Here is a 26320-nt window from a genome sequence, read left to right as displayed (position 1 = left end):
TCTTGAAGCGAGCGGGCGTCCTCGCGCTATGCCTTTACGCGGGGACAGCCCTGGCCGACGAGCGCCTCGAGGCGCGCCGCCACTTCCGTAATGGCATGAGCCTCATCTCCCAGGGTCAGTTCGACCAGGGCATCGCGGAGCTGCAAGAGGCCTACGCCATCAAGCCGCACCCCAACGTCCTCTACAACATCGCGCGCGCGTACCTGGATGCGGGCCGCTCCGCCGAGGCGCTGGACTGGTACCGCCGCTACCTGGCCGCCAACCCACCCGACAAGGAGGCGGTGCGCGCCACCATCGCGCGCCTGGAGGCGACGGTGAAGTCGACCGAGCCGGCCCAGACCGCCGAGCCCAGCGTCGCCGCGCCGCCCAAGGCCCCCGCGCCGGACGCGCAGGCCCTGGCCGCGCTCGTCGAGCGGCTGGAGAAGGCCATCGCCCGCGCGGAGGCCATGCCCGCGACCTCCGCCACGCCCGGGCCCCTCTCTCCGGGAGTCCCCGTCGCCGGAGCCGCGACCGGCTCGCAGACGGCCGGCACCACCGCGCCAGAGGATGCGAGCGCGGTGCCGTACGAGGAGCGCGTGGTCACGGCCAGCCGCCGCGCCCAGTCCTCCCTGGAGGCGCCCAACGCCACCACGGTCATCACCTCGGAGGACATCCGCCTCTCGGGCGCCACCAGCCTGGTGGAGCTGCTGCGCCGCGTGCCGGGCGCGGACGTGATGACGCTGGGCGTGGGCAGCGCCAACCTGTCGCTGCGCGGCTTCAACCAGCGCATCGCCAACAAGGTGCTGGTGCTGGTGGACGGCCGCAGCGAGTACCAGGACTTCCTGGGCATGACGCTGTGGTCCAGCTTCCCCATCGTCCTGGAGGAGATCGAGCGCATCGAGGTCATCCGCGGGCCGGGCAGCGCCCTGTACGGCGCCAACGCGATGCTGGGCGTCGTCAACATCATCACCCGCGCGCCGGGCACCGGGCAGCGGCAGATCCACGCCCAGGTGGGCGGCGGGAAGACGGTCAACGGCTCCTTCGTCAGCTACGGGGCCGCCAGCGCGCTGCGCTACCGGCTGTCCGTGGGCTACGGGCAGATGGACAAGTGGAGCCAGGACTTCGCCGAGGACCGGCCGGACATGGTGCTGCGCGCGCCCATGGCGGACATCGGCTACCGCGGGGCTCGCGGCAACCTGGCCACCGAGTACACCTTCTCGCCGGGCATGGAGCTGGGCCTGTCCACCGGCGTGCACCGCTTCTCCACGGAGCTCTACCCGCTGGGGACGCTGCGCAACTTCTTCATGGATGGCGTCACCGCCTACGCCAAGTCGGACGCCAGCCTCGGGCCCGTGAAGCTCAAGGCCTTCTGGAACCACGTGAACGTGAACGCGGGGCCCCAGTTCGAGCCCATCGGCCAGCGCTCGCTGGTCACCCGCGTCACCTCCAACGTCTTCAACGGCGAGGCGCTCTTCAGCAAGATGTTCGAGCTGGGCGGGGAGCACCTGCTCAACGTGGGAGCGGAGGGCCGCCTCAAGCGCGTGGGGTGGAGCTACGTCGGCGGGGTGAAGGAGGAGTTCCACGCGGCGGCCTTCGTGCAGGACGAGTGGCGCCCCGTCGAGCCCCTGCGGCTGCTGGCCTCCTACCGCGCGGACCGCCACCCGCTGCTGAACGAGGGCAAGCCGGGCCTGGCGCACTCGCCTCGCGTGTCCGCCATCTACCTTCCCTTCGAGGGGCAGGCCTTCCGCGTCAGCGCCGCGTCCGCCTTCCGCGTGCCGACCTTCCTCGAGAGCTACACGAGCCTGCTCGTCCCGGCTCCCGGCGTGCCGGGCGCCAGCGCGCTCACCGAGGGCAACCGGATGCTCAAGCCCGAGAGCATGGTGGCCTACGAGCTGGGCTACCGCGGCGAGGCCCCCCGGCTGGGCATGGACTGGGACGTCGCCGTCTACCAGAACACGGTGAAGAACCTCATCGGCCTGTCCCCGGTGCAGCGCCTGCCGGCCAACGACTCGTTCGATCCGGACTCCGGCAGCTACGTGGTGGGCCGCTCCTTCTTCCAGAACGAGTCCTCCACCTATACCTCGCGCGGCGTGGAGCTGGGCGTCTCCCTGGCCCCGGTGGACGGCCTGGGCATCAAGCTCAGCAGCGCCTTCCAGAAGGTGGCCTCGGACGACGAGGCGGATGACGAGTGTGGACCGTGCAGCCAGGCCCCGCAGATCAAGCTCTTCGGTGGCCTTACCTACCGCACGCGCTCGGACCTGGAGTTCGGCATCAACGCGACCTACACCTCGAGCACCCAGTGGATCGAGCGTGAGCCCGCGGCCTCGGACCCCACGACCATCGAGCTGTTCTCCAACCCCCTGCCCGCCTACACCGTCCTCAACGCCCGCGTGGGCTACGAGGTGGTGAAGGACAAGCTGACGGTGGCGGTGGTGGGCTCGAACCTGGGCGCCACCCACGCCCAGCACCCCTTCGGCAACCGCATCGAGCGCCGCGTCTACGCGACCCTGACGGTGACCCCATGAGCTTCTCTCGCCCCCAGGGGCTGGTCCTCGCGGGCCTGACCCTCTCCACCCTCCTGACGCTGGGCTGCGAGCCTCCGCCCGTGAAGCCCACCAGCGATCGGCAGCAGCAGACCTTGGCTGCCCGCATCGAGGGCAGCGTCGTCGTCCAGGGCCCCGCTCGCGGCAATGCCGTGGTGTTCCTCTACGAGGCCGACCGCCCACCACCGCCGCAGGGCACCGGGCGCCCCATCGCCTTCGAAGTCATCCCCCGAGAGGAGCTCTTCGGCTCGGAGAAGGACACGCACTCGGCGGGGCCGTTCACCGCGCCCTTCATCTTCCCCCTGGTGCACCCAGGCCAGTACCTGCTCCGGGGCTTCATCGACACGGACACGTGCCATGACGGCGCGTCGCCCTGCCACGGCCCGGACTTCATCCCCTGGTACACCGTCACCGGCGAGCCCAACGTGGGCGACGTGGGCGGAGCCGCGCTGGATCTCGCCACCCTCAAGCCGCGCATCATCGAGGTGACCACGGCCGAGGATGGCACGCCCATCCCCGTGCTGGGCGCCACGGTGAGCTTCGCCACTTCGGCGACCGTGCCGGTGGACCGCCCCGTCTTCGAGCTGGTGAATGCCCCCTCGACGATCGAGCCCAATGGCGGCACCAAGGTGTTCAAGCTCCGCTCCCGCGCCATCCGCGAGGGTGCAGTGAACCTGGGCAGGCCCGCCTTCCTCGTGCGCTTCATGAACGAGGACGGGGACAACACGCCGGATGATGCCAATCGAGACGGGGTGCCGGACCTCTGGCCCCGCATCGTGGTGCGCAAGCTGGCCGATGGCGGCTCCGGCCTCACCGACGAGAACGATGTGGACAACAACGGGGAGCTCGACACCGAGGGCGAGGACTACGCGCAGTTCCTCACCGGCCAGCCGGACGGCCAGCCGGATCTCGTGGTGCTGAGCGCGGGCATCGTCCACGACGCGCTCCCGCCGGGGCTCTATGACGCCGAGAACCGCCCGCGCATGGACGCCGTGCTCCCACTGAACGAGCTGACCGTGGCCGTGCGCCCGATCGCGCTCGATGCGCGCAACCCCAGCGCCCCCGCGCAGCTCCAGAAGATGCCTTCCGGGCGCTACGCGGTGATCGTCATCCAGTCCACGGGACAGGTGTGGCGCGTGCCCAACGAGCTGTCCCCGGGCCTGGCCGAGGCCCTGGGGCTACCCCCCGTGGCAGGTCAGGGCCAGGTGCTTCAGGTCCCCTAAGCTCCCGTCATTACAGGGGCTGCCTCGTAGGGCCCCTGTGGCCCTACCTCCCCTCACACCTGTTCAAGATTTCCCGGTTTCGCGGCCTTCACTTCGTTTTGACATCAGACGGGCTTTCCTGCATTATTCCAGTTGTGCAGTTCAGGGGGAGTTACCTGAACGAGGGAAGGATCCTATGAAGGCCGGAACGCTCTCCTCCGTTGCAACCATTTCCATTCCTCGTCCCGCCGTGGAGTCGGTTCGTCCCGTGCTGAAGGCCGCTACCGGGACGCCCCAGCGCGTCCTTCTCGTCGATGACAGCCGCTCCATCCGGACGCTGCTGAAGATCTATCTGATGGCTCGGAACTTCGAGTACGTCGAAGCCGAGTCGGGGGAGGAAGCCCTGAAGGTGCTCGAGCAGGGCGCGGTGGATCTGGTCCTCACGGACTTCCGGATGGAGGGCATGAATGGCGCGGAGTTCGCCATGGAGGTCCGCGCCAACAAGAACCCGCGCGTGGCCCGCACCCCCATCCTGATGATGACGGGCGATCCGAACGTCGCCGAGGTCCGCACGCAGGGCCAGAAGGCGGGCATCAACGCCTTCGTGCGCAAGCCGGTGAGCTGCGCGCAGCTGATGACGCTGGTGGATACGATCCTGCCGCGCAACAGCTGAACCCGGATCCGTTCCGGTTCCCAGGGCCGAGCGAGGCCGCAGCCCCTCCCCGCAGGACGGGAGGCAGGCGCGGACGCCCGGCCCTTCGCATTTCCAGCCTGTGCCTCGCCTTGGCTCAGGCGGGACGCGGGGCGGGGCGGGCCCGGCGGCGCTTGCGCACGGCCTCCACCACGCGGATGCCGAGCAGCAGCGCGAGCACCGCGCCGTAGATGAAGGGCTCGGTGACGTCCTTCTTCACCCGCCAGACGAAGTGGATCACCCCCAGCGACGCCGCCACGTAGACGAGCCGGTGCAGGCGCTGCCAGGCCGGGAAGCCCATGCGCCGCACCGCGGCGTTGGTGGAGGTGACGGCCAGGGGCACCAGCAGCACCAGGGCGATGAAGCCCACCGCGATGAACTTCCGCTTCGTGATGTCCTCGAGGATGGGGCCGAGCTTGAGCCCCTGATCCGCCACCGCGTAGGTGAGGAAGTGCAGCACCGCGTACGCGAAGGCCATCAGGCCCACCAGCTTGCGGATGCGCACGGGCCACGTCCAACCGAAGAGCAGCTTGAGCGGCGTGCACGCCAGCGAGCCCAGCAGGAAGATGAGCGCCATCAGCCCGGTCTGGTTGAGCACGGCCTCGATGACGTTGGGCCCCAACGTCCCCTGCGCGCCCTGGAGTGCCAGGAGCGCCAGCGGGGCGAGTCCTCCCACGAGGACGGCAGGCTTGAGCCAGGGTAGCGGCGGGGAGGCCATGGGAAGCTCAGTAGTTCGTGCGGAGATCCATGCCGGCATAGAGAGAGGCCACCTGTTCGGCGTAGCCGTTGAAGGGCAGCGTGGGGCGGCGGCGGAACTCCCCCACCCGGCGCTCCGAGGCCTGGCTCCAGCGCGGGTGGTCCACCTGGGGGTTCACGTTGGCGTAGAAGCCGTACTCCTCGGGCTTGGCCAGGTTCCACGTGGTGGGCGGCTGCTGCTCGGTGAGGGTGATCTTCACGATCGACTTGATGCCCTTGAAGCCGTACTTCCAGGGCACCACCAGCCGCAGCGGCGCGCCGTTCTGGTTGGGAAGCGTCTTGCCGTAGAGCCCCACCGCCATGAGCGTCAGCGGGTGCAGGGCCTCGTCCAGGCGCAGGCCTTCCACATAGGGCCAGTCCAGCACGGGGCGCTTCAGGCCCGGCATCTGCTCCGGATCCATCAGCGTGGTGAAGGCCACGTACTTCGCGCGGCTGGTGGGCTCCACGCGCTTGATGAGCTCGCCCAGCGGGAAGCCGAGCCAGGGGATGACCATGGACCAGGCCTCGACGCAGCGCATCCGGTAGACGCGCTCCTCCAGGGGGAACCAGGAGGTGATCTGATCGATGTCCACCGTCTGCGGCTTGTGCGCCTCGCCGTCGATGGTGACGGTCCACGGCCGCGTCCTGAGGGTGTGCGAGTGGCGGGCCGGATCGTTCTTGTCGAGCCCGAACTCGTAGAAGTTGTTGTAGGTGGTGACGTCCTCGTAGGGCGTGCGGGACTCGTCGGTGTCGTAGGGCCCGGAGCCCTTGCCGCCCGAGACGGGGAGCGCGGCCAGCTCGCCCGCGTCCGGAACGAACTTGTCCATGGGCCGGGTGCGCTTCATGCCCAGCAGGTACAGCCCGCCCCCGACGACCGCGGCCGTGCCCGCGAAGAGGCCCGCGTTCTTGATGAGCTCGCGGCGGCGCAGGTACTGCTTCTCGGGGGTGATCTCGGAGCTGGGGGGCTCGGGCGCCTTCTTGTCGGACATGACTCCTCTATCTACGCGTCAACCCGCGTTCAGTTACACCCCGGGTGGAGACGAGCGGCCCCTCCCCTACCGGGTGGTGGCCTCTCCCTGACCAGCCAGGGCCGAGGCACGGGCCCGAGCATCCTTCATCCGCCATAGCGCCCACCATGGGGTCGAGGGCGATTCGTGGTGCTCCCAGTGGTAGCCGAAGAAGTAGCAGGAGAGCATGCCCCACAGGTGGTTGCGCGGCAGGGTGCGCGCGTGGTGGGGCGCCATCTCGGGGGTGTCCGGCCGGCGGTGGGGCAGGTAGGTGCCGAAGTAGAAGAGCTGCAGCGTGCCGAGCACCGCGGGCACCACCCAGAAGGCCCACAGGCGCCACTCGGCCACTCCCAGCCACTTGAGCACGTTGAACTGCACCGCCATCACGACGAGCTGCGTCAAGGTGGTGTAGCGGAACATGAAGGTGGCCAGCCACGGCCAGAAGGCCTGGGAGCGCGTGGAGAAGTCCGGATCGCGCTCGCCCGTGGGGTCGGCGTGGTGGGCGCGGTGGTTGACCACCAGCCGGCGGTAGGACAGCCCCGCGAAGAGGAAGCAGGCGAGCGTCCCCACCGCCGCGTTCAGCCACCAGCGGCGGCTCACCGTGCCATGCATGGCGTCATGGCCGGTGATGAAGAGGCCGGTGCACAGGTAGCCTTGCAGGGCCACGTGGAGCCAGGAGACGGGCGAGCGCCAGGAGAGGCCGTCCGCCGTCAGCATCCAGGCAAGGTGCCCCAACCACGCGCCGATGAGGATCAGCGCGAGGGGGACTCCCCAGGGGCCATGGTGGGCGCGGGTGCTCATCCGTCTGGGTTGTGGCCCCGAGCCGCCCGGCGCGCATGGAAAAGCGACGGGCGGTGGGTCGAGGGCCAGGCGAGCCAGGCTCCGGGGCTACTTCTTCACCTGCTCGGGGCCGCCGAAGTCTCGGATGAGCTGCTCCGCGGTGACGAAGCGCGGCTCGATGTCCACGGGGACGTTGCGGAGCTTGTCGAGCACCTTCTGCGCCTCCGGCCGCACCACACCCAGCTTCGACAGCAGGGCCTCGGCCTGGGCGCGATCGCCGCGCCCCTGCAGCTCCATGAGCTGCTTCGTCAGCGCCGTCACGGACTCCTGGATCTTCTCCGGGACGATCGAGAAGGTGCCGTCCGGGTTCACCTTCACCGCGCCGGTGTCCAGGAAGTGGTTGAGCTGGAGCGCCACGCCCTTGCCATGGGCCTCGTCGATGCCGAACCGGATGGAGCGGAACATGGAGGCCAGGTACGTGGTGTACATGGTGCGCTCCATGGACTTGTCGAGCAGCCCCTTGTTCACCAGCTGCTGCAGCGCCCAGAGGCCGGAGACGTCCGCCTTGGCCTCCTCGATGGCGCTGGAGGCCACCTGGAGCGCCTGACGCACCGTGGTCTGCTTGCCGTCGACGGTGATGTTGTGGGGCCCCAGCCCGTGCATCAGCTCGTGCATGAGGATGTGGGTGAAGAAGGCGTCGAAGGCGACGTTCGCGCGATCCTTCGCGGAGAGCGCCACCAGGGCGATGGGCTTCAGCACGCGCTGGAACTTGGCCTCCTGGATGTTCTTGAGCATCACGCGCTTGCTGCCCTTCTCCGCGGTGACGCGCTCGTCATTGGGCAGGTTGAAGGCGGCCGTCTGCACGCCGCGGTTGGCGTCTCCGGAGGAGGACACGCTGTTGACCACCCGGATGGGCGCCAGCGCGCCCAGCTTCGGGTTGCGCATCTTCGGATCGATGGGCAGCGCGTTCTCCAGCCCCTGGAGCTCGCCGCTGAAGCGCGACAGCTTCTGCGTCTCCGCGTCGTCCCTCACCGTGATGAAGGCCTCGAAGGCGGCCTTGTAGTTGAACCAGTTGTCCTCGTAGACCTCGTAGGGCCCGATGGTGGGCTCGATGCTGGCGTCCAGCTCCATCCACGCCACCTCGCTGGCGTAGTAGTTGTTGGAGAGGAAGGCATCCGCGCGCGCGGTGAGGAAGGCCTGGAGCGTGGGCTGCTTCGTGAGCTGGGCGGCCTCGCGCAGGAGCTGGGCCGCCTGGCCGAGCTCGCCCTGGTACTCCACGCTGTAGGGCACGGCGATGAGCTTGCCGTCCGGAGCGCGGCGGATGGTGGTGTAGAAGCCGGTGGCCTCGCGCTGCTGGGGCTCGGGCAGCGTCTTCACCCACTGCTCGATGGCCTCCTTGGTGGTGGCGGGCGGGTAGAAGTTGCCCGACGCAGGCGGCTCGGCGGGGACGCCGGGGATGAAGGGCCGGCCCTCATCCAGCCGTGACCACGGCCCCTTGTTGAGCAGGAACGAGCGGAGCCGCTCGCGCCCCAGCGGCGAGGTGTCCTTCAGCAGCTCCAGCAGGAGCGTCTCGTTGCCGGCCCAGGACTGGCGCATGAAGAGCGGGTCCATGAGCTGAGCGGCCTGGACCATCCTCGCCAGCGCGCGCTTCTCGTTGTCCGGCAGCTTGGAGACGTCGACCTTGAGGTCCACGGGCGCGAAGCGCGCCGTCATCCGCTGGAGCTCCGCGGCGGTGGGGAGGGGAGCCGGCTCGGCGGCCCGGGCGGCGCCCGCCAGGAGCACGGTCGTGAGCAGGGACAGGAGGTAACGGGTCATGGGGCGGCAGTCTTATCGCCTTCCCTGGCGGGTGGGGAGCCCGGTCCAGGCCCAGGCGGGCGACCTTCGGACTCGACAAGTCTTCCGGAATGGTTATGGGGAACGGGTCACGCCTACATCAGGTGTCCGGAGGATCCATGTCCGTCGAAACCCAGAGGGAGACCCACTCCTTTCAGGCCGAGATCAACCAGCTGCTGAACCTGGTCATCAACTCGCTCTACAGCCACAAGGAGATCTTCCTGCGCGAGCTGGTCTCCAACGCGTCCGACGCGCTGGACAAGCTGCGCTTTCGCACCATCACCGAGCCGGAGCTGCTCGGGGATGAGCCCACCCTGGAGATCCGCATCATCCCCGATGCCGAGCGCGGCACCCTCACCATCGAGGACACCGGCATCGGCATGACGCATGACGAGCTGGTGAAGAACCTGGGCACCATCGCGCACTCGGGCTCGCGCGAGTTCCTGGAGATGCTCTCCCAGCGCGGCCAGAAGGACGTGAACCTCATCGGCCAGTTCGGCGTGGGCTTCTACAGCGCCTACCTCGTCGCCGACCGCGTGGAGGTGGTGAGCCGGCCCGCGGGCAAGGAGCAGCCGGCGTTCCGGTGGACCTCCGAGGCCAAGGGCACCTTCACCGTGGAGCCCGCCCAGCGCACCACGCGCGGCACCTCCATCACCCTGCACCTCAAGGCGGACCAGAAGGAGTTCCTGGACGAGTGGCGCGTGCGCTCGCTCATCACCCAGTACTCCGACTACGTGGGCCACCCCATCCAGCTGCAGGTGAAGAAGACCACGGACGTCATCGACGCGCAGACGGGCCAGAAGGGCACCACCACCGCCTTCGAAACCGTCAACAAGGCCAGCGCGCTCTGGCAGCGCCCCAAGTCGGAGATCACCGACGAGCAGTACCAGGAGTTCTACAAGCACCTCACCCACGACTTCGAGCCGCCGCAGACGTGGACGCACTTCAAGACGGACGGCAACCAGCAGTTCACCGGCCTCATCTTCCTGCCCAAGCGCCGCCCGTTCGACATGGACGGCACCCAGCGGCGGCGCGGCGTGCGGCTGTTCGTCAAGCGCGTCTTCATCATGGACGACTGCGAGGAGCTGCTGCCGCCCTGGCTGCGCTTCGTGCGCGGCGTGGTGGACTCGGATGACCTGCCGCTCAACGTCTCGCGCGAGCTGCTCCAGGACTCGGCGGTGGTGCGCTCCATCCGCAAGCACGTGGTGAAGAAGACGCTGGACTTGCTGGAGAAGCTCGCCAAGGACAAGCCCGAGGACTACGTGGCGTTCTGGAAGAACTTCGGCGCCATTCTCAAGGAGGGGCTGACCGGCGACAGCGAGCACCGCGAGAAGCTGGGCGCCCTGGTGCGCTACGAGAGCAGCCACCAGGAGGGGTTGACGTCGCTGGCCGACTACGTGTCGCGCATGAAGGAGGGCCAGCAGGCCATCTATTACATGTTCGGCGAGTCGCGGAAGGCGCTGGAGGGCTCGCCCCACCTGGAGGCGCTGCGCAAGCGCGGCTACGAGGTGCTCTTCCTGACCGACCCGGTGGACGAGTGGGCCGCCCAGGGGCTGCACGAGTTCGACGGCAAGCCGCTGGTGTCCGCGCTGCAGGCGGACCTGAAGCTCCAGGAGACGCCCGAGGAGAAGAAGCAGAAGGAGGAGCACGCCGAGGGCCTCAAGGCGCTCACCGAGCGGATGAAGGAGGTGCTCAAGGACGCGGTCCGCGAGGTGCGCGTGTCCGATCGCCTCACCGACTCACCCGTCTGCCTGGTGCTGCCCGAGGGCGGCTCGCCCGCCTTCCTGGAGCGCCTGCTGCGCGAGCACGGCCGAGGCATGCCCCGCGCCAAGCGCATCCTCGAGGTGAACCCCGCGCACCCCGTCATCGAGCACCTGCGCAAGCTCCACGAGAAGGACGCGAAGGCCGAGCGGGTCACAGAGTGGATCGAGCTGCTGCATGATCAGGCGCTGCTCACCGAGGGCAGCCCGCTGGAGGATCCCAACCGCTTCGCGAAGCGGATGACGGCGCTGCTGACGCAGCTGGCGGGGCAGACGGTGGAGCCTCCCGCCAACGGCGCTCCGACGGCGGGCTCGCAGGCCCCGGAGGCCTCGACGACGTCGGGCGGCTCCTCGGCCCAGGCCTGACGGCCCGGGTCGTCTCAGTGGGCTCCTTCCGAGACCCGCGTGTAGGCGCGGACCGTCCTGAGGAGGGAGCCCGCGTCATCGGGATCTGGCTTCGGCGGGGAGAGCTCCACCTGGAGGAGCTCTCCCTGGACGGGCCACTGCTCCATCAGCGCCATCGCCTCGCGGCTCGGCTGCTTGCGGCGAACGGAGGAACAGTCCACGGGCTTCCAGGCGGAGCCCGACTCGATCTCCCATGCGCCGGCATGCTCGCTGCCATGGCGATCCGCCCGCATGATGAGCTCGGTCGCGTAGCAGCCTGGGGACAGTCCGACGGCGGCTGCCTGGAAGGCGGCGAGGCCCTCCTCCTCCGGAGGATCCCCATGCGGGTGGGCGGTGTGGTGCTCGTTCGTGAAGGAGGACGACTGTGCATTCTCCTGGCTCAGGTTGCTGAGCCAGGCCAGGAAGCCCAGCCCTGTCATTCCCAGGCATCCCAAGAAGCCCACGATCAGCACGGCGATGAGACAGCCCTTCCCCGTGCCCGAGGACTTCCCGCGCTGATTCGCGGCGGGGTGGCGCCCTGGCATCGGCCCCGGGTGGCCCCCCGGCATCGCAGCCGGTGGCATGGGAGCCGGTATCACCGGAGCGGGCTGTCGATCGGTCCCGAGCAGTGCCGGGGCGGGCTTCAGGTCCCGGTCCGTCACGGGCCGAGCCGGCGGAGGGGAGACCGCGGGTGAGGGCGTGCCCCCGCTCGCGCCGGACTCCGGCCGCATCATCGTCGCGGAGAGGACTCCCTCGGCGGGCGCCTCGGCCTGCGCGGAGCCGGACTCGGGCCGACGCATCGTGGCGGAGAAGGACTCCGGAGTGGCACTCGCGGCTCGCGAGACGTCGCCCTGGGGCGGGACTGGGGCCACGACGACGCCCCCGGAGAAGGAGCGCAGCGCCTCCTCGCAGGCCATGAGCGCCCGATCCGCCTGGGCCGCGTCCTGGAAGCGATCCTCCGGACGCTTCTCGTAGAACTTCAAGAGCGTCTGCCGCAGTACGTCCGGCAGCGGCAGTGCCACGGGCGGGGGCGGCTCGTGTACCTGCGCGTAGAGGATGCGCGCGATCGTCTCTCCCTGGAAGGCGCGCACGCCACTGAGCAGCTCGTGGAAGATGAGGCCCGCGGAGTAGAGGTCCGTCCTCCCGTCGATCGGCTTGCCGGCGATCTGCTCCGGCGCCATGTACGCCGGCGTGCCCACCATCATCCCTTCGCTGGTGAGCTGCCCGGCCATGTCGCCGATGACCTTGGCGATGCCGAAGTCCAGCACCTTCACGAAGAGCTGACCGTCATCCGGGCCCGCTCGGACGATCTTGATGTTGGAGGGCTTGAGGTCGCGGTGGACGATGCCCAGCGCGTGCGCGGCGTGCAGCAGCGAGACGATCTGCCGCATCACCGCCACCGCCTGCCGCGGCGGCATCGGACCCTGGCGCTCGATGTACTCGGCCAGCTCGATGCCGTCCACGTACTCCATGACGATGTACGGCGTGCCCTGCTCCACGCCGAAGTCGATGACGTGCGTCATCGCCGGGTGGTTCACCTTGCCAGCGACCCTCGCCTCGCGGCCGAAGCGCGCCAGGCTCTCGGGCGAGGAGATGGCCCGGGGGGACAGCACCTTCACCGCCATCGTCTTGTCGAGCCCGATGTGCGTCGCCCGATAGACCGTGCCCATGCCGCCGCTGCCCAGCTCGGCCTCGATGCGGTAGGTGTCCTTGAGCACCGCTCCCGGACTGATCTGGGAACCGGAGGTCTGCGGACTCGCTGGTGGCTTCCGAGCGGGCGCGTGTGTCTTGTCGTCCTCGCTCATGCGTCTCGCGCCTCGCTCACGGAGCCTTCCCGGCCACCTGCGTGTAGACCTTCACCACCATGAGGCGGGTGTTCGGCTCACCCTTCTTCTGAGGCTCGAAGGTGATGGGGTTGTAGAAGCGAGGCTTGCCTGACGAGTCAGGCCACTGATCGAACAGCCCCTGCGACTGGCCGATATTCCTCTGCGGAGGAATGGAGGAGCACTTGATGGAGGTCCGAGACTTCAGCGACTTCGGAATCCACGGGCCATAGTCCCCCTTCCCCGCTCGGCTGGACTCGAACGCCACCACCGCGACGTAGCAGCCCGGAGCGAGTTCTTCCTCGGGCGGAGTCTCGGCCACCGGAGGCTCGTCACCCTCGGCCGCGCCGTCCTCTCCTTGCGCGGGTTCCTCGTCCCCTGACTCCCCTTGCGCCACCGTGTCAGGAGGCTCCGGCTCCGGCTCCGTCCCGGGCTCGGCCGCGGTCGTGCCAGTGTCTTCCGGGGGGGTGTTGGGCTCTGGCGCCGTGGGGGGCGGCTCGTTCTTCGGAGGCTGTGCCGGCTCAGGCCGTGCCGCGACGGCCCCTGAATCGGTGGTCGGCGTCGAGGCTCCCGTCTTGCCGCCAGTCAGGAGTCCGCTCTTCCAGACCCACACACTCCCCGCCAGTCCAACCAGGAGGAGCACGACGGCAACGCCCACCAGCACCAGGACCATGTTGGAGCCGGAGGACTTCCGGGGCTCGACCTTCTGGAGCGCAGGCGCCACCGGCGCGGGAGGCGGCGGCGAGACAGGCATGGGCGCCACCGGAACAGGCGCCGGGACAGGGGCGGGGACCAGCGCGGGCTCTTCCCGAACCGCCTGCCCCTCCTTCACGAGCGAGTCCGAGACGGAGACGCCCGAGGACGGCTTGGACTCCCTGGCAGCGGAGTCGCTCGGGCCCGGAGCCACCGGCGCTGGCTCTTCCTGCTTCGGGCGATACGTGACCGTCTTCCCCCCCTGCTCGGCGGCCCGCTCCTGCTCCGCGCTGGCGGTCAGCACCGTGGAGGCAATGACGTTCACCGAGGGCGGCCGCAGCACGTCCTCGCAGGCCATGAGCGCGCGATCCGCCTCGGCCGCGTCCTGGAAACGATCCTCCGGACGCTTCTCGACGAACTTCTGGAGCGTCTGACGGAGGATGTCCGGCACCTGCACCGTCAGCGGCGGCGGCGGATCATTCATCTGCGCATGGAGGATGCGGGCGATCGTCTCTCCCTTGAAGGCCCGGATGCCACTGAGCATCTCGTGGAAGATGAGGCCCGCGGAGTAGAGGTCCGTCCTCCCGTCGATCGGCTTGCCGGTGATCTGCTCCGGCGCCATGTACGCCGGCGTACCCACCAACATCCCCTCGCTGGTGAGCTGCCCCGACACATCCCCGACGACCTTCGCCACTCCGAAGTCCAGCACCTTCACGAAGACCTGACTGTCCTCGGAGCTCTCCTGGATGATCTTGATGTTGGCCGGTTTCAGGTCCCGGTGGACGATGTCCAGCGCGTGCGCCGCTCGGAGCAGCGAGACGATCTGCCGCATCACCGCCACCGCGCGCCGAGGCGACATGGGCCCGCCGCGCTCGATGAGCTCCGCCAGCTCCACGCCGCTCACGTACTCCATGACGATGTACGGCGTGCCCTGCTCCACGCCGAAGTCGATGACGTGCGTCATCGCCGGGTGGCTCACCTTGCCGGCCACCTTCGCCTCACGCTCGAAGCGCGCCAGGCTGTCCGGCGTGGCGATGGCCCGGTGCGACAGCACCTTCACCGCCATCGTCTTGTCCAGCCCGAGGTGCGTCGCCCGGTAGACCGTGCCCATGCCCCCGCTGCCCAGCTCGGCGTCGATCCGATAGGTGCCCTTGAGCACCGTGCCGGGAACGATCTGCAGCGGTCCGGTGGGCTTGCTCGCCGTCGGGCTCTGCCCCGACAGATAGGTCTTGTCGTCTTCGCTCATGGATGCGCTCGGATGCTACCTCGCCATGAGTCCTCCCGAGCGCCACAGTTCCTCACGCAGACGCCGGTGTGTGCCCGCCGCCTACCCGGTCAGCCGTGTCTCAGGATCGCAGAGGATGAGCCGGACGCGGCTCGGAGCAGCGTCACATCCCGCCCTTCCGTCCTCTATACACCCAGGGAATAACCCTTCAGCGTGGCTTGATTTAGCCGCCGCGCATAGGGACACTTCCCGGAACCGTGAGCGAGCGGACAACCGGCACTGCCGCACGATCCTCCCGCCTGCGGCTGTTGTGGTCATCACCCGCCGCCCGACCCGGCGACCCTCGTTGGAGACAGGTACCCCATGCTGATCGTGATGAAACCGGATGCGACACCTCAGGATATCGAGCGCGTCAACGAGGAGGTCCGGCGTCGGGGCTGGCAACCGAACGCGATTCCCGGCGGCACTCGCACCGCCATCGGCATCACGGGCAACAAGGGCCCGGTGGAGCCCGAGCCGTTCCGGGTGCTCCCAGGCGTCGCGGACGCGGTGGCCATCTCCCAGCCCTTCAAGCTCGTCAGCCGCGAGGTGAAGCCGGACGACAGCACCATCCAGGTGGGCAACCTGATGTTGGGCGGCAAGTCGATCCACGTGATGGCCGGCCCGTGCTCGGTGGAGACGCGCGATCAGATCGTCGGCACGGCGCAGGCGGTGAGGAAGGCGGGCGCCACCATGCTGCGCGGCGGCGCGTTCAAGCCTCGCACCAGCCCCTACGAGTTCCAGGGCCTCAAGAGCGACGGCCTGTCCCTGCTGGCCGAGGCGCGCAAGGAGACGGGGCTGCTCGTCGTCACCGAGGTGAAGGACACCGCGACGCTGCCGCAGGTGGCCGAGACGGCGGACATCCTCCAGGTGGGCGCGCGCAACATGCAGAACTTCTCGCTGCTGGAGGCGGTGGGCGAGGTGCGCAAGCCCGTGCTCCTCAAGCGCGGCCTGAGCGCCACCATCAAGGAGCTGCTGATGGCGGCCGAGTACATCGTCGCCAAGGGCAACAACCGCGTCATCCTCTGCGAGCGCGGCATCCGCACCTTCGAGACGATGACGCGCAACACGCTGGACCTCAACGCGGTGCCGATGCTCAAGTCGCTCAGCCACCTGCCCGTGTGGGTGGACCCCTCGCACGGCATCGGCGTGCGCAAGGCGGTGCCGGCGATGATGCGCGCGGCCGTCGCGGTGGGCGCCGACGGCCTCATCGTCGAGGTGCACCCGGATCCGCCGCGGGCGCTGTCGGACGGCCACCAGTCGCTGGAGTTCTCCGAGTTCGAGAAGGCCATGGACGATGTGCGCGCCATCGCCAGTGCGCTCGGCCGTGACGTGGCGAGGCTGGGGTAGCGAGCCATGACGCTCAAGGAAGCGCTAGGCAAGGTGCTGAGCCGGCGCGATCTCACCCGCGAGGAGATGGCCACCATCATGGGCCTGATGCTCGCGGGCGAGGCGACGTCGGCGCAGGTGGGCGCGCTGGCGGCCGCGCTGCGGATGAAGGGGGAGACGGAGGACGAGCTCCTCGGGGCGGCGGAGGCCATGCGCTTGCGAGCGGCGAAGCTGTCGCCGAAGGCGGAGGTGGTGCTGGACACGTGCGGCACCGGCGGAGATGGGGCGCACACCTTCAACATCTCCACCGCGGTGGCGTTCGTGGCCGCGGGGGCCGGGGCGACGGTGGCCAAGCACGGCAACCGGGCCGTCTCCAGCCGCTGCGGGAGCGCGGACGTGCTGGCGGCGCTGGGCCTGCCGATGGAGCGGGCGCACGAGGCCGTGTCCCGGGACATCGACGAGCACGGCGTGGGCTTCCTCTTCGCGCCGTCGCACCACAGCGCCCTCAAGCACGTGGCGCAGGCGCGGCGGGAGATGGGCTTCCACAGCTTCTTCAACCTGCTGGGCCCGCTGACGAACCCGGCGGGCGCGCGCTACCAGCTGCTGGGCACCTTCGCCGGCGAGCGCCTGGAGCAGACGGCGCGGGTGCTGGGGCGGCTGGGTAGCCGGCGCGCCTGGGTGGTGCACGGCCAGGACGGGCTGGATGAGGTGTCGCCCTGCGCTCCGACGAACGTGGCGGAGCTGCGCGAGGACGGCACGGTGCGCCTGTTCACCCTCAGCCCGGAGGACGCGGGGCTGGAGCGGGTGCCTCGAGAGGCCATCGCCGGAGGTGACGCCGAGGAGAACGCCCGGCTGCTGAAGGCGCTGCTGCAGGGCGAGCGCTCGGGGATCCGCACGGCGGTGCTGCTCAACGCGGCGGCGGCGCTGGTGGTGGTGGGCCAGGCGGCGGACCTGCGCGAGGGCGTGAAGCGGGCCGAGGAGGCCATCGACTCGGGCGCGGCGGCGCGCAAGCTGGCGGCGCTCATCCAGGGAGGGGTTCATTGAACAGGGCCCCGAGGAAAGTCCCCTCTTCCTCCGCGGGAGAGGACTAGGCTGAGGGAGTCGTTCCCCAGCAGTCTCTGCCACGGGCGGGCCCACCGCGGAGCCAGCCCCCGGAGAACCCTGTATGAACCTCCTCGCGGACATCTTCGCGCGCAAGCGCCGGGAACTCGCCACCCGCCCTCCGCTGGGCGCACGGGTGCGTCCTCCCTCGCGGGACTTCACCGCGGCCCTGCTCCAGCGCCGGCCCGGCGTGGCGGTGAACGTCATCGCCGAGGTGAAGCGCAAGAGCCCCTCGGGCGGTGACTTCCCGCATCAGGATCTCGTCCAGGTGGCTCGCGGCTACGAGGCCGGGGGCGCCTGCGCCATCAGCGTGCTCACGGACGACGTGGACTTCGGAGGCAGGCTGGCGGACCTGGAGCAGGTGCGCGCGGAGGTGTCGCTGCCCGTGCTGCGAAAGGACTTCCTGGTCGCCCCGCGCGAGGTGGAAGAGAGCGCGGCCATCGGAGCGGACGCGGTGCTGCTCATCGCCGACGCGCTGGAGGACGGGCTGCTCCAGGAGATGGTGGCGGCCGCGAAGTCCTGCGGAGTGGCGGCGCTGGTGGAGGCGCACACGGAGGCCCACGCCGAGCGCGCCCTGGCGGCGGGCGCGGAGCTGGTGGGTATCAACAACCGGGACCTGGCCACGCTGCGCACGGACACGGCCACGGCGCTGCGGGTGATGCCTCGGCTGCGCCAGCGGGCCCGCGGACTGGTGGCCGAGAGTGGACTGAAGACGGCGGCGGACTTCGCGGCGGCTCGGGCGGCGGGGGCTGACGCGGTGCTGGTCGGCGAGTCCCTGCTGCGAGACGCGGAGCCCGGCCGGGCGCTGGCGCGGCTGCTGGCCGCGAGGGATGGGGCGGCGTGAGCGTCCGGGTGAAGATCTGCGGGGTGACGCGCCTGGAGGATGCGCGGACCGCATGGGCGGCGGGCGCGGACGCGCTGGGGCTGAACTTCTACCCGCGCTCGCCTCGCTACGTGGAGCCCGCCACGGCGGCGGCCCTGGGGCACACCCGGCCCGGGCTGGGCGCGGTGGTAGGCGTCTTCGTCAACGAGTCCCCGGACATCATCCGAGCGCGGGTGCGCGAGTGCGGGCTCACGGCGGTGCAGCTCCACGGCGACGAGCCGCCCGAGACCTGCGCGGGCTTCGGCGTCCCTGTCATCAAGGCGCTGCGCGTGCACGGGCCGGAGGACGTGGCCCGGGCTCGCACGTACGTGGGCGCGGGGGACGTGGCGACGCTGCTGCTGGACGGGGCGGCGCCGGGCTACGGCGGAGGGGGCGTCACCTTCGACTGGTCGCTGGTGGCGCAGCTTGTGGACGTGGGAGTGCCTGTCCTGGTGGCGGGCGGGCTCACGCCGGGAAACGTGGCAGAGGCCGTCCGCGCCACTCATCCCTATGGAGTGGACGTGGCGAGCGGGGTGGAGGCGAGCCCCGGTATCAAGGATCCCGAGGCGGTGCGGGCCTTCATCCGCGCCGCCAAGGCAGTGAACCTGTGGGGGCAACAGACATGAGCATGGAGACCTCGACCGGGCGCTTCGGCCGCTACGGTGGCCGCTATGTGCCAGAGACGCTCGTCCCGGCGCTGCTGGAGCTGGAAGCGGCGTACGCGGCGGCGCGCGCGGATCCCTCTTTCGACGAAGAGGTGGCGCGGGTGCTGAAGGAGTTCGTCGGACGCGAGACGCCGCTGACGCCCGCGCGCCGGCTGACCGAGTCCTGGGGCGGCGCGCACGTGTGGCTCAAGCGAGAGGACCTGGCGCACACGGGCGCGCACAAGATCAACAACACCATCGGCCAGGTGCTGCTGGCGCGGCGGATGGGCAAGAAGCGCATCATCGCCGAGACGGGCGCGGGGCAGCACGGCGTGGCCACGGCGACCGCGTGCGCGCTCTTCGGCTTCCCGTGCGAGGTGTACATGGGCGCGCTGGACGTGGAGCGCCAGTCGCTCAACGTCTTCCGCATGCGCGCGCTGGGCGCCACGGTGCGGCCGGTGGAGTCGGGCTCGAAGACGCTGAAGGACGCGATGAACGAGGCCATCCGCACGTGGGTGGCGCAGGTGGAGGACACCCACTACGTCATCGGCAGCGCGGCGGGGCCGCACCCCTACCCCACCATCGTCCGGGACTTCCAGTCCGTCATCGGCCGCGAGGTGCGCGCACAGAGCCAGGCGGCCTTCGGGCGGCTGCCGGATGCCATCACCGCGTGCATCGGCGGCGGCTCCAACGCGATCGGCATCTGCCACCCCTTCATCGGGGACAAGGACGTGCGGCTGGTGGGCGTGGAGGCCGGCGGCCACGGGCTGAACAGCGGGCAGCACGGCGCCTCGCTGACGCTGGGCACGGAGGGGGTGCTGCACGGGACGCGCTCGCTGGTGCTGCAGGACGCCCACGGGCAGATCCAGGAGGCGCACTCCATCTCCGCGGGCCTGGACTACCCGGGCGTGGGGCCGGAGCTGGCGCACCTGGCCAAGCAGGGCCGGCTGGAGGTGCGCACGGCCACGGACGATGAGGCGCTGCGGGCCTTCTACGAGGTGGCTCGCACGGAGGGCATCCTCCCGGCGCTGGAGACGTCCCACGCCTTCGCGCGCGCGGCGGAGCTGGCGCGAGAGCTGGGCAAGGGCAAGCACCTGGTCATCAACTGCTCGGGTCGCGGCGACAAGGACGTGGCGACCATCGCGGCGAAGGGCATTCCGGCCACGGGCCACGAGGGGAAGGCATGAGCGGCGAGATTGCAGCGGCCTTCGCGAAGGCAAAGGCTCGAGGAGAGGGCGCGCTGGTGGCGTATGCCATGGCGGGCGATCCGGACCTTCCCCGCTCGGTGGATGTGTTCGCCGCGCTCGTGGAGGGCGGCGCGGACATCCTGGAGCTCGGGGTGGCGTTCAGCGATCCCATCGCGGACGGCCCGGTCATCCAGGCGGCCTCGGAGCGAGCGCTCAAGGCGGGCGCCACGCTCCAGCGTGTCATGGACGAGGTGGTGCCCGCGGTGCGCAAGCGCTGCCCGAACACCCCGCTGGTGGTGATGACGTACGTCAACATCGTCATGGCGCTGGGTGAGGAGCGCTACGCGAAGCTGGCGCGCGAGCGAGGCATCTCCGGCACCATCCTCCCGGACCTGCCTCCCGAGGAGAGCACGGGCCTGCGGAGCACCTTCGATGCCGCCGGGCTGGAGCTCATCCCGCTGTGCGCGCCCACCACGCCGCCCGCCCGCGCGGAGGCCATCGCCAAGGACGGGCGGGGCTTCGTGTACTGCGTCTCGGTGGCCGGAGTGACGGGCATGCGGGCGGAGCTGCCGAAGGACCTGTCCTCCCGCCTGGAGCTGGTGCGGCGTGCGTCGCCCGTGCCCGTGGTCGCGGGCTTCGGCATCTCCACCGCGGAGCAGGCTCGGGTGATTGGCGCCCATGCGGATGGAGTCGTCGTCGGCAGCGCCCTCGTGCGCGCGGCCCACTCGGGCGGCCCGGCGGCGGCGCGCGAGCTCTGCGCGGAGATCAAACGCGGCCTGAAGCGCTGAGGACGAGCCATGAAGCCACTCTCTCCGCAGATCGTCCTCGTCCGCCACGGTGAGACGGCCTGGAGCCGGAGTGGCCAGCACACCGGCCGCACCGACATTCCGCTGCTCGAGGATGGGCGGCGGATGGGGCGCGCGCTGGAGCGTCCCCTGCGGGCCTGGAGCTTCGTAGCGGTCTGGACGAGCCCCCTGCGCCGCGCCAGCGAGACGTGCGCCCTCTCGGGGCATGGCGTCATCGCCCGGGAGAATCCGGACCTGATGGAGTGGGACTACGGCGCCTACGAGGGGAAGACCTCCAAGGAGATCCATGCCACGGAGCCCGGCTGGAAGCTCTGGAAGGACGGCGTCCCCAACGGCGAGACGGTGGAGCAGGTCGGCGCCCGGGCGGACCGGGTCATCGAAGAGGCCCGGCGGGCTCGAGGCAACGTGCTCCTCTTCTCCCACGGGCATCTGCTGCGAGTGCTCGCCGCGCGCTGGCTGGGACTGCCGCCCACGGAGGGCCGGCTCTTCGCGCTGAGCACCGCGTCCATCAGCGTGCTCGGGTGGAACGAGGAGCAGCCCGTCCTCGTGCAGTGGAACGACACCAGCCACCTGTGAGCCCCGAGGGCCCCTGCCCTCTCCTGCCCCGCGCTGGGAGCTGAGGGGTCCTCGCTCGAGCTCAATTCCAGCTCATCCACTCCCGCGAGAGCACCGACGTCGCCCAGAACATCCGCATCCTGGCGCAGGGCGAGTTCAAGTTCGCCGTGCCGTCCCAGGATGCCTCCGTGGCCAAGGCGGGATGACCCCGCCTCCCTCGGCTCAGACCGAGACGCCCTCCACGAGGGTGTAGGGCGGCATCGTCGGGATCACCCGCGTCAGCTGGAAGCCCGTCGCCGCGAAGAGCTCGCCGAACTCCTTCGGCGTGCGCTCGCGGCCACCCAGCATGGACAGCATGAGCAGGTCCACCAGCTTGCCCGCCAGGGCTCGCTCCGGCGCGGGATCGACGATCATCTCCATGAGGAGGAGCTTCTTCCCGGGCCCACCCGCGGCCTTGCGGGTCACCTCGAGGATCCGCTTCACGTCGTCATCCCGCCAGTTATGGAGGATCTCCTTGAAGAGGTAGAGGTCCTGCCCGGCCGGCACCGCGTCGAAGAAGCTCCCGCCCACGAGCTGGCAGCGGCCGGCGCGCTCGAACTCCGCCAGGATGCCCGGTTCCCGGGCGCGCTCGAGGACCTCCGGCTGCTCGAAGAGCGTGCCCTGGAGCGCCGGATGGGCGCGGAGGATCTCCGCCAGCAGGCGCCCCTGCCCCCCTCCGACATCCACCACGGAGCGGATGCCCGCGAAGTCATAGGCGGCCAGCAGTAGCGGGTTGCTGCCGTTGGAGATGCTGGTCATCGCCTCGTCGAAGAGCTTCCCGTGCTCGGGGTTCTTCGAGAAGAAGTCGAAGATGCCGGCGCCGTGCTCGTTCTCGGGGATGGACTTGCCGTTCTTCACCGACCCGAGCACCTCGCCGAGCGACTCCCAGTGCCAGGGGCTGCCGAAGTAGCGCGCCCACGCGCGCATGGAGCCCGGAACATTGGAGCGCAGCCCGTGGGCCAGGGGCGTGATGCGGAAGATGCCCTCGCCTTCCTGCGCGACGATGCCCATGGCCTCCAGCGCTCGCAGGACGCGGAACAGCGAGTCGGCATGCGTCCCCGTGGTGCGCGCCAGGTCATCCACGTGGCGCGGCCCTGGGGCGAGCAGGTCCGCCAGGCCCAGCTCCGCGGCGATGTAGAGGACCCGGGAGATGAGCATCGTCCCGCCGGTCAGGTACATGATGAAGAGGGGCGGTGGAATCGCGGGGTTGAAGAGCTCCTGCACGGAACGGGCAGCAGCGGGCAGAGGGGGGGTGGGAGCCTGGGGGGGGGGTGCTCATGATTCTCCTGCGGTTGGAAGGGAACGGGCTCAGTGGCCCACGGCGATGCGTCCACCTCGCTCGGTGGCGAGGTGTCGCAGCACGAAGTCTCGGACCGCGCCGCGCCGGATCTTGCCACTGCTCGTCTTGGGAATGGTGCGGGGAGGCGCGGCAATCACGTGGTCCGGCCGCAGGCCGCTGACGCGTCGCACCTGCTCCTCCACCTGCTGACGCAGCTTCCGGAGCACTTCCGGGTCCGACTCCACCGTCTCGAAGACGATGGCGATGTCCTCGGTCCCCGTGTCGCCATTGGCCAGCCCCACCGCGGCCACGCAGCCTTCCCTCACCTTGTCGACGGCGGAGACGGCGCCCTCCATCAAGTAGGGGTGGTAGTTCTCCCCTCCTCGGATGATGAGGTCCTTGCACCGGCCCGAGACGTAGAGCCGCCCATCGACGAGGTAGCCCATGTCTCCGGTGAGCAACCACTGATCCTTCAGCACTTCCCGCGTGGCCTCGGGGTCCCGGTAGTAGCCATGGAAGAGCGACGGCCCGCGAAGGGCGATCTGTCCCTGCTCCCGCTCTCCCAGCACGCGGCCATCCTCACCCCGTACCTGCACCGCGTGTCCGCAGACAGCCCTCCCGACGGAGACGACCTGGATCGCGTCGGGAGCATCCTCGGGGATGGGCACCGCCCGCCCGTCGCGGGCCAGCCGGCTCCGCGAGATGGTGTCCACGATGACGGGAGTGCCGGCCTCGTGGAAGGCCGCGGCCACCACCATCTCCGCCATGCCATAGGACGGCAGGAAGGCGTTGGCCGGGAAGCCGTAGTCCGAGAAGCGCTCGGTGAAGTGGCGCACCGTGTCGGCGTGGACGAACTCCGCGCCGTTGTAGGCAATGCGCCACGAGCTCAGGTCCAGCCCCTGGGCCTCCTGCTCCTGGAAGCGCTTCAGGCAGAGCTGATAGGCGAAGTTGGGCGCGAACGAGAGCGAGCCTCTCAGCACATGCATCGCCCAGAGCCACCGCAGGGGCCGGGTGATGAACGCCGCCGGCGGCATCAGCGCCACAGGGACGCCATGGGTGATGGCCGACAGCGTGGTCGCCACCAGGCCCATGTCGTGGAACAGCGGGAGCCACCCCAGCACCAGATCGCTCTGGCGCCACTGCTGCCCTCCCGAGCCCGCCACGCACCGGGCGTTGGTCAGGAGCGCCTGGTGCGTGCAGGTCACCGCCCGCGCGGCCAGCGTCGTGCCAGAGGTGAACTGAAGGAAGGACAGGTCCTCCGGTCGGCTGGGGTGCGCCGGGACATCTCCCTCGCCCGAGAGCTCCTGAACGCCGTGCACCGAAGGCCGCCCCTGTCCCAGGAGCTCCGTCAGGAGGTCCGTCACTTCTCGGACCGCGCCTTCCTCCGTCACGACAGCGCACGGCTCGAGCACCCGGAGCTTGGGCACCAGCCGCTCGCCCCATGCCTTCAGCCCGCGGCCCAGGGTGGGCGCCTCGACCAGACAGGGGATCGCGCCGAGCAGCTGGCACGCGAAGAAGCCCTCCAGCAGCTCGGGCGAGGTCTGCATCGACAGGAGGATCCGGTCACCGGGCCACACGCCCTGGCGGCGCAGCCCCGCGGCCAGCCGTCCCGCCCGAAGCCGCAGCTCCCGCCAGGAGACGCGGGTCACCCGCTCCTCCATGTCGATGAAGTAGCCAAAGACGGCGGCGGGCGTGGCACTGGCGCGGTACTCCAGCAGCTCCCCCAGCGTGGACACTGGAGGAAGCACCGCAGGCGCCCCCGGCGGAAGCGGCTCTCGCCGGTCCGGATGACGCACCGCCCCCGGACCCAGCATCAGCTGTGTCGTCTGACGCTCCATGGATGGATCTCCTCGCTAGAAGCGAACCAGCGCCCCTTCGACCGTGAGCCCCGGGCCGAAGGCCATCAGCACCCCGTAGTCCCCTCGCGCCGGCTTGTCCTGGCGGAGGATGTCCTCCAGCACGAGCAGCGTGGCGGCCGCGGCGCAGTTGCCATGGTTCTCCAGCACGTGCCACGAGGCGCGGGACTGCTCCGGCCTCAGCTCGAGCTTCCGGGTGAGGAACTCGATGATCTTCGGGCCCCCGGGGTGGATGCCCCAGTGCCGGATGTCTCCCCGGGAGAGCTTCGCCGGCCCGAGCAGCTTCTTCAGGAAGCCCTCGATGTTCTCCGCCAGCACGAACGGGACGAAGGGCGACAGCGTCATCCGGAAGGCCTCGTCCGTCAGACGCAGCGTCATCATGTCCGCCGTCTCGTAGAGCTGCTCCGTGTGGGTGCGCAGGAACTGGAGCCCTTCACCCTCCGGCGCGCTGCCCAGCAACATGGAGGCGCTCGCGTCTCCGAAGAGGTACTGGACGACGGCCTGCTCCTTGGTGGGAGCCGACTGCATGCTGATGGAGCTGGCCTCCGTGCAGTTGAGCAGCACCAGCTCGTCGGGCCGCACGGCCAGGCTGTCCAGCGCGACCTTGAAGGTATTGAAGGCCGCGAAGCACCCCATGCTCCCGATGACCGTGCGGCGCAGGGAGCTGCTCAGCCCCAGCCGCCGCGCGATGACGCAGTCGAAGAAGGGCGCGAAGTACCCCGTGTTCGTCGTGGTCACGAAGCTGCCGACACGCTCGCGATCCACGCCCTCCAGCACGGCCTCCACGGACTGCTGGGCCACGCCGATCACCGACTCCTCGAACGCGCGCATGCGCTCGCCGGTGCCGCGCACCCGGCCGGCCAGCTCCTGGCGCGGATCCCAGAACATGCCCCGCTGGCGCACTCGCGTCTGCGCCATCAAGCGCTCGATGTCCTCGAGGTCCTTGTACCAACCCCGAGCCACCCCGGAGTGGAACTCCTCCTGGGTCAGCCGGAATGGAGGCGGCGCTGACCGGATGGCCAGGAGGGTGGGCAGGTGGCGCTCGCAGGACTGGCTCATGGCTCGTCTCCTTCGGTGGGGGGGGGCCGGGCTTCCAACAGGAAGTCGACGAGGCTGGCGATCGTGTCCTGGCCATGCTGCGCGGCGCGCACGTACCAGGGCGTCAGATCGACTCCCGGGACGCGGGACTTGACCATCGCCATGAGGCTCTCGAGGGACAGGGAGTCGAAGCCCAGATCATGAACCAGGGACGACTCCTCCAGCACCTGCTCGAGGGAGAGGACGGGATGGATCTCCAGGACGGCATGCTGCATCCACGCGACGAGCTCTTCCCGAGCCATCGGCGTCGACTGTCGCGGCTCGATTTCGAGCTTCTCCGTCCGATCGGGAATCATCCTACCCGATAGGTAGAGCATAATTTTCGAACCAACACAACTCTTCAGGTAGCCTGTGACCGCTGGCGCTAGCGCCAAATGTCATCCAGTGAGTCACACACTGCGCGGTTATGTGGGGTGTGCGGCGGGCTCAGCCGGTCGCGGAGAGCGGCTTCGCGCGGAGCCGGGAGACGGTGTCGCGCGCCTGGTCCGTGGTGTCGGTGTACAGGAAGTCCATGCGCCACTTGCCGGCGAGGTAGAGCGCCACCGTCATGGCCTTGGTGACGGCGCGCTCCACCATGCCGGCGCCCACGAAGATCATCCCGCGGAACCACTCCTGGCGGAGCTCCTGGGTGAAGACCTTCCGAGCCTCCGCGTTGGCGGCGAAGCCGGAGACCTCCATGATGGCGAAGAACGGCTGCGCGGCGGCCAGCTCCCGGTAGATGTTGATCAGGGCCCTGGCATCATCGGCCCCCACAGGCCCACCCATCCTCACGAAGAGCATGTCCGAGCCCTCGAGGTGTGCCTTGTGTTTTCCGAACACCCACTCTCGCTGGATACTCACGATGCGCTCCCCCTCGGTTGTCCGAGCTGG

At 69.8% G+C, this 26320-nt stretch carries 22 protein-coding genes; 11 read left to right on the top strand and 11 right to left on the bottom strand.

Going from position 1 to position 26320, the window contains the following annotated elements:
- The first annotated feature begins 2 nt into the window (after positions 1-2).
- The 3 genes from KY572_RS31115 to KY572_RS31105 all read left to right on the top strand — a co-directional run bounded on the left by KY572_RS31115 (position 3) and on the right by KY572_RS31105 (position 4397).
- Positions 3-2504 carry a TonB-dependent receptor domain-containing protein gene (locus tag KY572_RS31115; RefSeq protein WP_224247223.1) on the top strand — a complete coding sequence of 834 codons (2502 nt, stop codon included), beginning with the start codon at positions 3-5 and terminating at the stop codon, positions 2502-2504.
- Positions 2501-3745, top strand: a complete 1245-nt coding sequence (locus tag KY572_RS31110) for a hypothetical protein (protein ID WP_224247221.1) — start codon at positions 2501-2503, stop codon at positions 3743-3745. Before KY572_RS31115 ends, KY572_RS31110 begins: the two co-directional genes overlap by 4 nt.
- A gap of 175 nt (positions 3746-3920) precedes the next feature.
- Positions 3921-4397, top strand: a complete 477-nt coding sequence (locus tag KY572_RS31105) for a response regulator (RefSeq protein ID WP_263452154.1) — start codon at positions 3921-3923, stop codon at positions 4395-4397.
- A 115-nt stretch (positions 4398-4512) separates the two neighbouring features.
- Here KY572_RS31105 and KY572_RS31100 read toward each other — a convergent pair whose 3' ends face one another.
- From KY572_RS31100 to KY572_RS31085, 4 genes are all read right to left on the bottom strand, one after another.
- Positions 4513-5133, bottom strand: a complete 621-nt coding sequence (locus KY572_RS31100) for a protein-methionine-sulfoxide reductase heme-binding subunit MsrQ (protein WP_224247217.1) — start codon at positions 5131-5133, stop codon at positions 4513-4515.
- A gap of 7 nt (positions 5134-5140) precedes the next feature.
- Positions 5141-6139, bottom strand: a complete 999-nt coding sequence (msrP, locus tag KY572_RS31095; RefSeq protein ID WP_224247215.1) for a protein-methionine-sulfoxide reductase catalytic subunit MsrP — start codon at positions 6137-6139, stop codon at positions 5141-5143.
- A 66-nt stretch (positions 6140-6205) separates the two neighbouring features.
- Positions 6206-6958 carry a fatty acid desaturase gene (locus KY572_RS31090; RefSeq protein WP_224247214.1) on the bottom strand — a complete coding sequence of 251 codons (753 nt, stop codon included), beginning with the start codon at positions 6956-6958 and terminating at the stop codon, positions 6206-6208.
- Between the two features lie 87 nt (positions 6959-7045).
- The gene (locus KY572_RS31085; RefSeq protein ID WP_224247213.1) at positions 7046-8752 is read right to left on the bottom strand and encodes a dipeptidyl-peptidase 3 family protein; all 1707 of its coding nucleotides are present in this window, start codon (positions 8750-8752) and stop codon (positions 7046-7048) included.
- Between the two features lie 137 nt (positions 8753-8889).
- Here KY572_RS31085 and htpG point away from each other — a divergent pair, with 137 nt between their 5' ends.
- On the top strand, positions 8890-10896 hold the full coding sequence (gene htpG / locus KY572_RS31080) for a molecular chaperone HtpG (RefSeq protein WP_224247211.1): 2007 nt from the start codon (positions 8890-8892) through the stop codon (positions 10894-10896).
- A 14-nt stretch (positions 10897-10910) separates the two neighbouring features.
- Here htpG and KY572_RS31075 read toward each other — a convergent pair whose 3' ends face one another.
- Positions 10911-12719: a serine/threonine-protein kinase gene (locus KY572_RS31075; RefSeq protein ID WP_224247209.1), complete on the bottom strand. Its 1809-nt coding sequence runs from the start codon at positions 12717-12719 to the stop codon at positions 10911-10913.
- Positions 12720-12735: 16 nt separating this feature from the next.
- Positions 12736-14676 (bottom strand): serine/threonine protein kinase, encoded by a 1941-nt coding sequence (locus tag KY572_RS31070; RefSeq protein ID WP_224247207.1) that lies wholly within the window; start codon positions 14674-14676, stop codon positions 12736-12738.
- 342 nt (positions 14677-15018) lie between these two features.
- On the opposite strand from KY572_RS31070, the gene aroF reads away from it, so the two are divergent.
- From aroF to KY572_RS31035, 7 genes are all read left to right on the top strand, one after another.
- Positions 15019-16044 carry a 3-deoxy-7-phosphoheptulonate synthase gene (gene aroF, locus KY572_RS31065; protein WP_224247206.1) on the top strand — a complete coding sequence of 342 codons (1026 nt, stop codon included), beginning with the start codon at positions 15019-15021 and terminating at the stop codon, positions 16042-16044.
- Between the two features lie 6 nt (positions 16045-16050).
- Positions 16051-17067: an anthranilate phosphoribosyltransferase gene (trpD, locus tag KY572_RS31060; protein WP_224247204.1), complete on the top strand. Its 1017-nt coding sequence runs from the start codon at positions 16051-16053 to the stop codon at positions 17065-17067.
- Positions 17068-17188: 121 nt separating this feature from the next.
- Positions 17189-17968 carry an indole-3-glycerol phosphate synthase TrpC gene (locus KY572_RS31055; RefSeq protein WP_224247202.1) on the top strand — a complete coding sequence of 260 codons (780 nt, stop codon included), beginning with the start codon at positions 17189-17191 and terminating at the stop codon, positions 17966-17968.
- The gene (locus KY572_RS31050) at positions 17965-18612 is read left to right on the top strand and encodes a phosphoribosylanthranilate isomerase (protein WP_224247200.1); all 648 of its coding nucleotides are present in this window, start codon (positions 17965-17967) and stop codon (positions 18610-18612) included. The genes KY572_RS31055 and KY572_RS31050 overlap by 4 nt, the downstream gene beginning before the upstream one ends.
- Complete coding sequence (trpB, locus tag KY572_RS31045) at positions 18609-19817, top strand: tryptophan synthase subunit beta (RefSeq protein WP_224247198.1); 1209 nt, start codon at positions 18609-18611, stop codon at positions 19815-19817. The genes KY572_RS31050 and trpB overlap by 4 nt, the downstream gene beginning before the upstream one ends.
- Positions 19814-20605, top strand: a complete 792-nt coding sequence (trpA, locus tag KY572_RS31040) for a tryptophan synthase subunit alpha (RefSeq protein ID WP_224247196.1) — start codon at positions 19814-19816, stop codon at positions 20603-20605. Before trpB ends, trpA begins: the two co-directional genes overlap by 4 nt.
- Positions 20606-20614: 9 nt before the next feature.
- Positions 20615-21199, top strand: coding sequence for a histidine phosphatase family protein (locus KY572_RS31035; RefSeq protein ID WP_224247194.1), 585 nt, complete (start codon positions 20615-20617; stop codon positions 21197-21199).
- Positions 21200-21400: 201 nt separating this feature from the next.
- On the opposite strand, the gene KY572_RS31030 is transcribed toward KY572_RS31035, so the two are convergent.
- The 5 genes from KY572_RS31030 to KY572_RS31010 form a co-directional block, all read right to left on the bottom strand.
- Positions 21401-22441, bottom strand: a complete 1041-nt coding sequence (locus KY572_RS31030; RefSeq protein WP_224247192.1) for an acetylserotonin O-methyltransferase — start codon at positions 22439-22441, stop codon at positions 21401-21403.
- An 84-nt stretch (positions 22442-22525) separates the two neighbouring features.
- Positions 22526-24334, bottom strand: a complete 1809-nt coding sequence (locus tag KY572_RS31025) for an AMP-binding protein (RefSeq protein ID WP_224247190.1) — start codon at positions 24332-24334, stop codon at positions 22526-22528.
- 15 nt (positions 24335-24349) lie between these two features.
- Positions 24350-25411 carry a type III polyketide synthase gene (locus tag KY572_RS31020; protein ID WP_224247188.1) on the bottom strand — a complete coding sequence of 354 codons (1062 nt, stop codon included), beginning with the start codon at positions 25409-25411 and terminating at the stop codon, positions 24350-24352.
- The gene (locus KY572_RS31015; protein WP_224247187.1) at positions 25408-25746 is read right to left on the bottom strand and encodes a hypothetical protein; all 339 of its coding nucleotides are present in this window, start codon (positions 25744-25746) and stop codon (positions 25408-25410) included. Before KY572_RS31015 ends, KY572_RS31020 begins: the two co-directional genes overlap by 4 nt.
- A 130-nt stretch (positions 25747-25876) precedes the next feature.
- A complete protein-coding gene (locus tag KY572_RS31010) occupies positions 25877-26290 on the bottom strand; it encodes a hypothetical protein (protein ID WP_224247186.1) in 414 nt (137 codons plus the stop codon).
- Positions 26291-26320: the final 30 nt, after the last annotated feature.

It is taken from the genome of Hyalangium gracile (assembly GCF_020103725.1).
In the GTDB taxonomy this organism is placed as follows: Bacteria; Myxococcota; Myxococcia; order Myxococcales; family Myxococcaceae; genus Hyalangium; species Hyalangium gracile.
Note: the sequence above shows the minus strand (reverse complement) of the source record. Positions and strands in the feature narration are given on the sequence as shown.

Bases quoted from the DNA above. Each gene is read 5' to 3' on its own strand.
- htpG (WP_224247211.1), top strand. From the start codon at position 8,890: ATGTCCGTCGAAACCCAGAGGGAGACCCACTCCTTTCAGGCCGAGATC.
- KY572_RS31085 (WP_224247213.1), bottom strand. From the start codon at position 8,752: ATGACCCGTTACCTCCTGTCCCTGCTCACGACCGTGCTCCTGGCGGGC.
- KY572_RS31110 (WP_224247221.1), top strand. From the start codon at position 2,501: ATGAGCTTCTCTCGCCCCCAGGGGCTGGTCCTCGCGGGCCTGACCCTC.
- trpD (WP_224247204.1), top strand. From the start codon at position 16,051: ATGACGCTCAAGGAAGCGCTAGGCAAGGTGCTGAGCCGGCGCGATCTC.
- msrP (WP_224247215.1), bottom strand. From the start codon at position 6,139: ATGTCCGACAAGAAGGCGCCCGAGCCCCCCAGCTCCGAGATCACCCCC.
- KY572_RS31075 (WP_224247209.1), bottom strand. From the start codon at position 12,719: ATGAGCGAGGACGACAAGACACACGCGCCCGCTCGGAAGCCACCAGCG.
- KY572_RS31105 (WP_263452154.1), top strand. From the start codon at position 3,921: ATGAAGGCCGGAACGCTCTCCTCCGTTGCAACCATTTCCATTCCTCGT.
- KY572_RS31025 (WP_224247190.1), bottom strand. From the start codon at position 24,334: ATGGAGCGTCAGACGACACAGCTGATGCTGGGTCCGGGGGCGGTGCGT.
- KY572_RS31100 (WP_224247217.1), bottom strand. From the start codon at position 5,133: ATGGCCTCCCCGCCGCTACCCTGGCTCAAGCCTGCCGTCCTCGTGGGA.
- KY572_RS31015 (WP_224247187.1), bottom strand. From the start codon at position 25,746: ATGATTCCCGATCGGACGGAGAAGCTCGAAATCGAGCCGCGACAGTCG.
- KY572_RS31055 (WP_224247202.1), top strand. From the start codon at position 17,189: ATGAACCTCCTCGCGGACATCTTCGCGCGCAAGCGCCGGGAACTCGCC.
- trpB (WP_224247198.1), top strand. From the start codon at position 18,609: ATGAGCATGGAGACCTCGACCGGGCGCTTCGGCCGCTACGGTGGCCGC.
- aroF (WP_224247206.1), top strand. From the start codon at position 15,019: ATGCTGATCGTGATGAAACCGGATGCGACACCTCAGGATATCGAGCGC.
- KY572_RS31090 (WP_224247214.1), bottom strand. From the start codon at position 6,958: ATGAGCACCCGCGCCCACCATGGCCCCTGGGGAGTCCCCCTCGCGCTG.
- trpA (WP_224247196.1), top strand. From the start codon at position 19,814: ATGAGCGGCGAGATTGCAGCGGCCTTCGCGAAGGCAAAGGCTCGAGGA.
- KY572_RS31020 (WP_224247188.1), bottom strand. From the start codon at position 25,411: ATGAGCCAGTCCTGCGAGCGCCACCTGCCCACCCTCCTGGCCATCCGG.
- KY572_RS31035 (WP_224247194.1), top strand. From the start codon at position 20,615: ATGAAGCCACTCTCTCCGCAGATCGTCCTCGTCCGCCACGGTGAGACG.
- KY572_RS31070 (WP_224247207.1), bottom strand. From the start codon at position 14,676: ATGAGCGAAGACGACAAGACCTATCTGTCGGGGCAGAGCCCGACGGCG.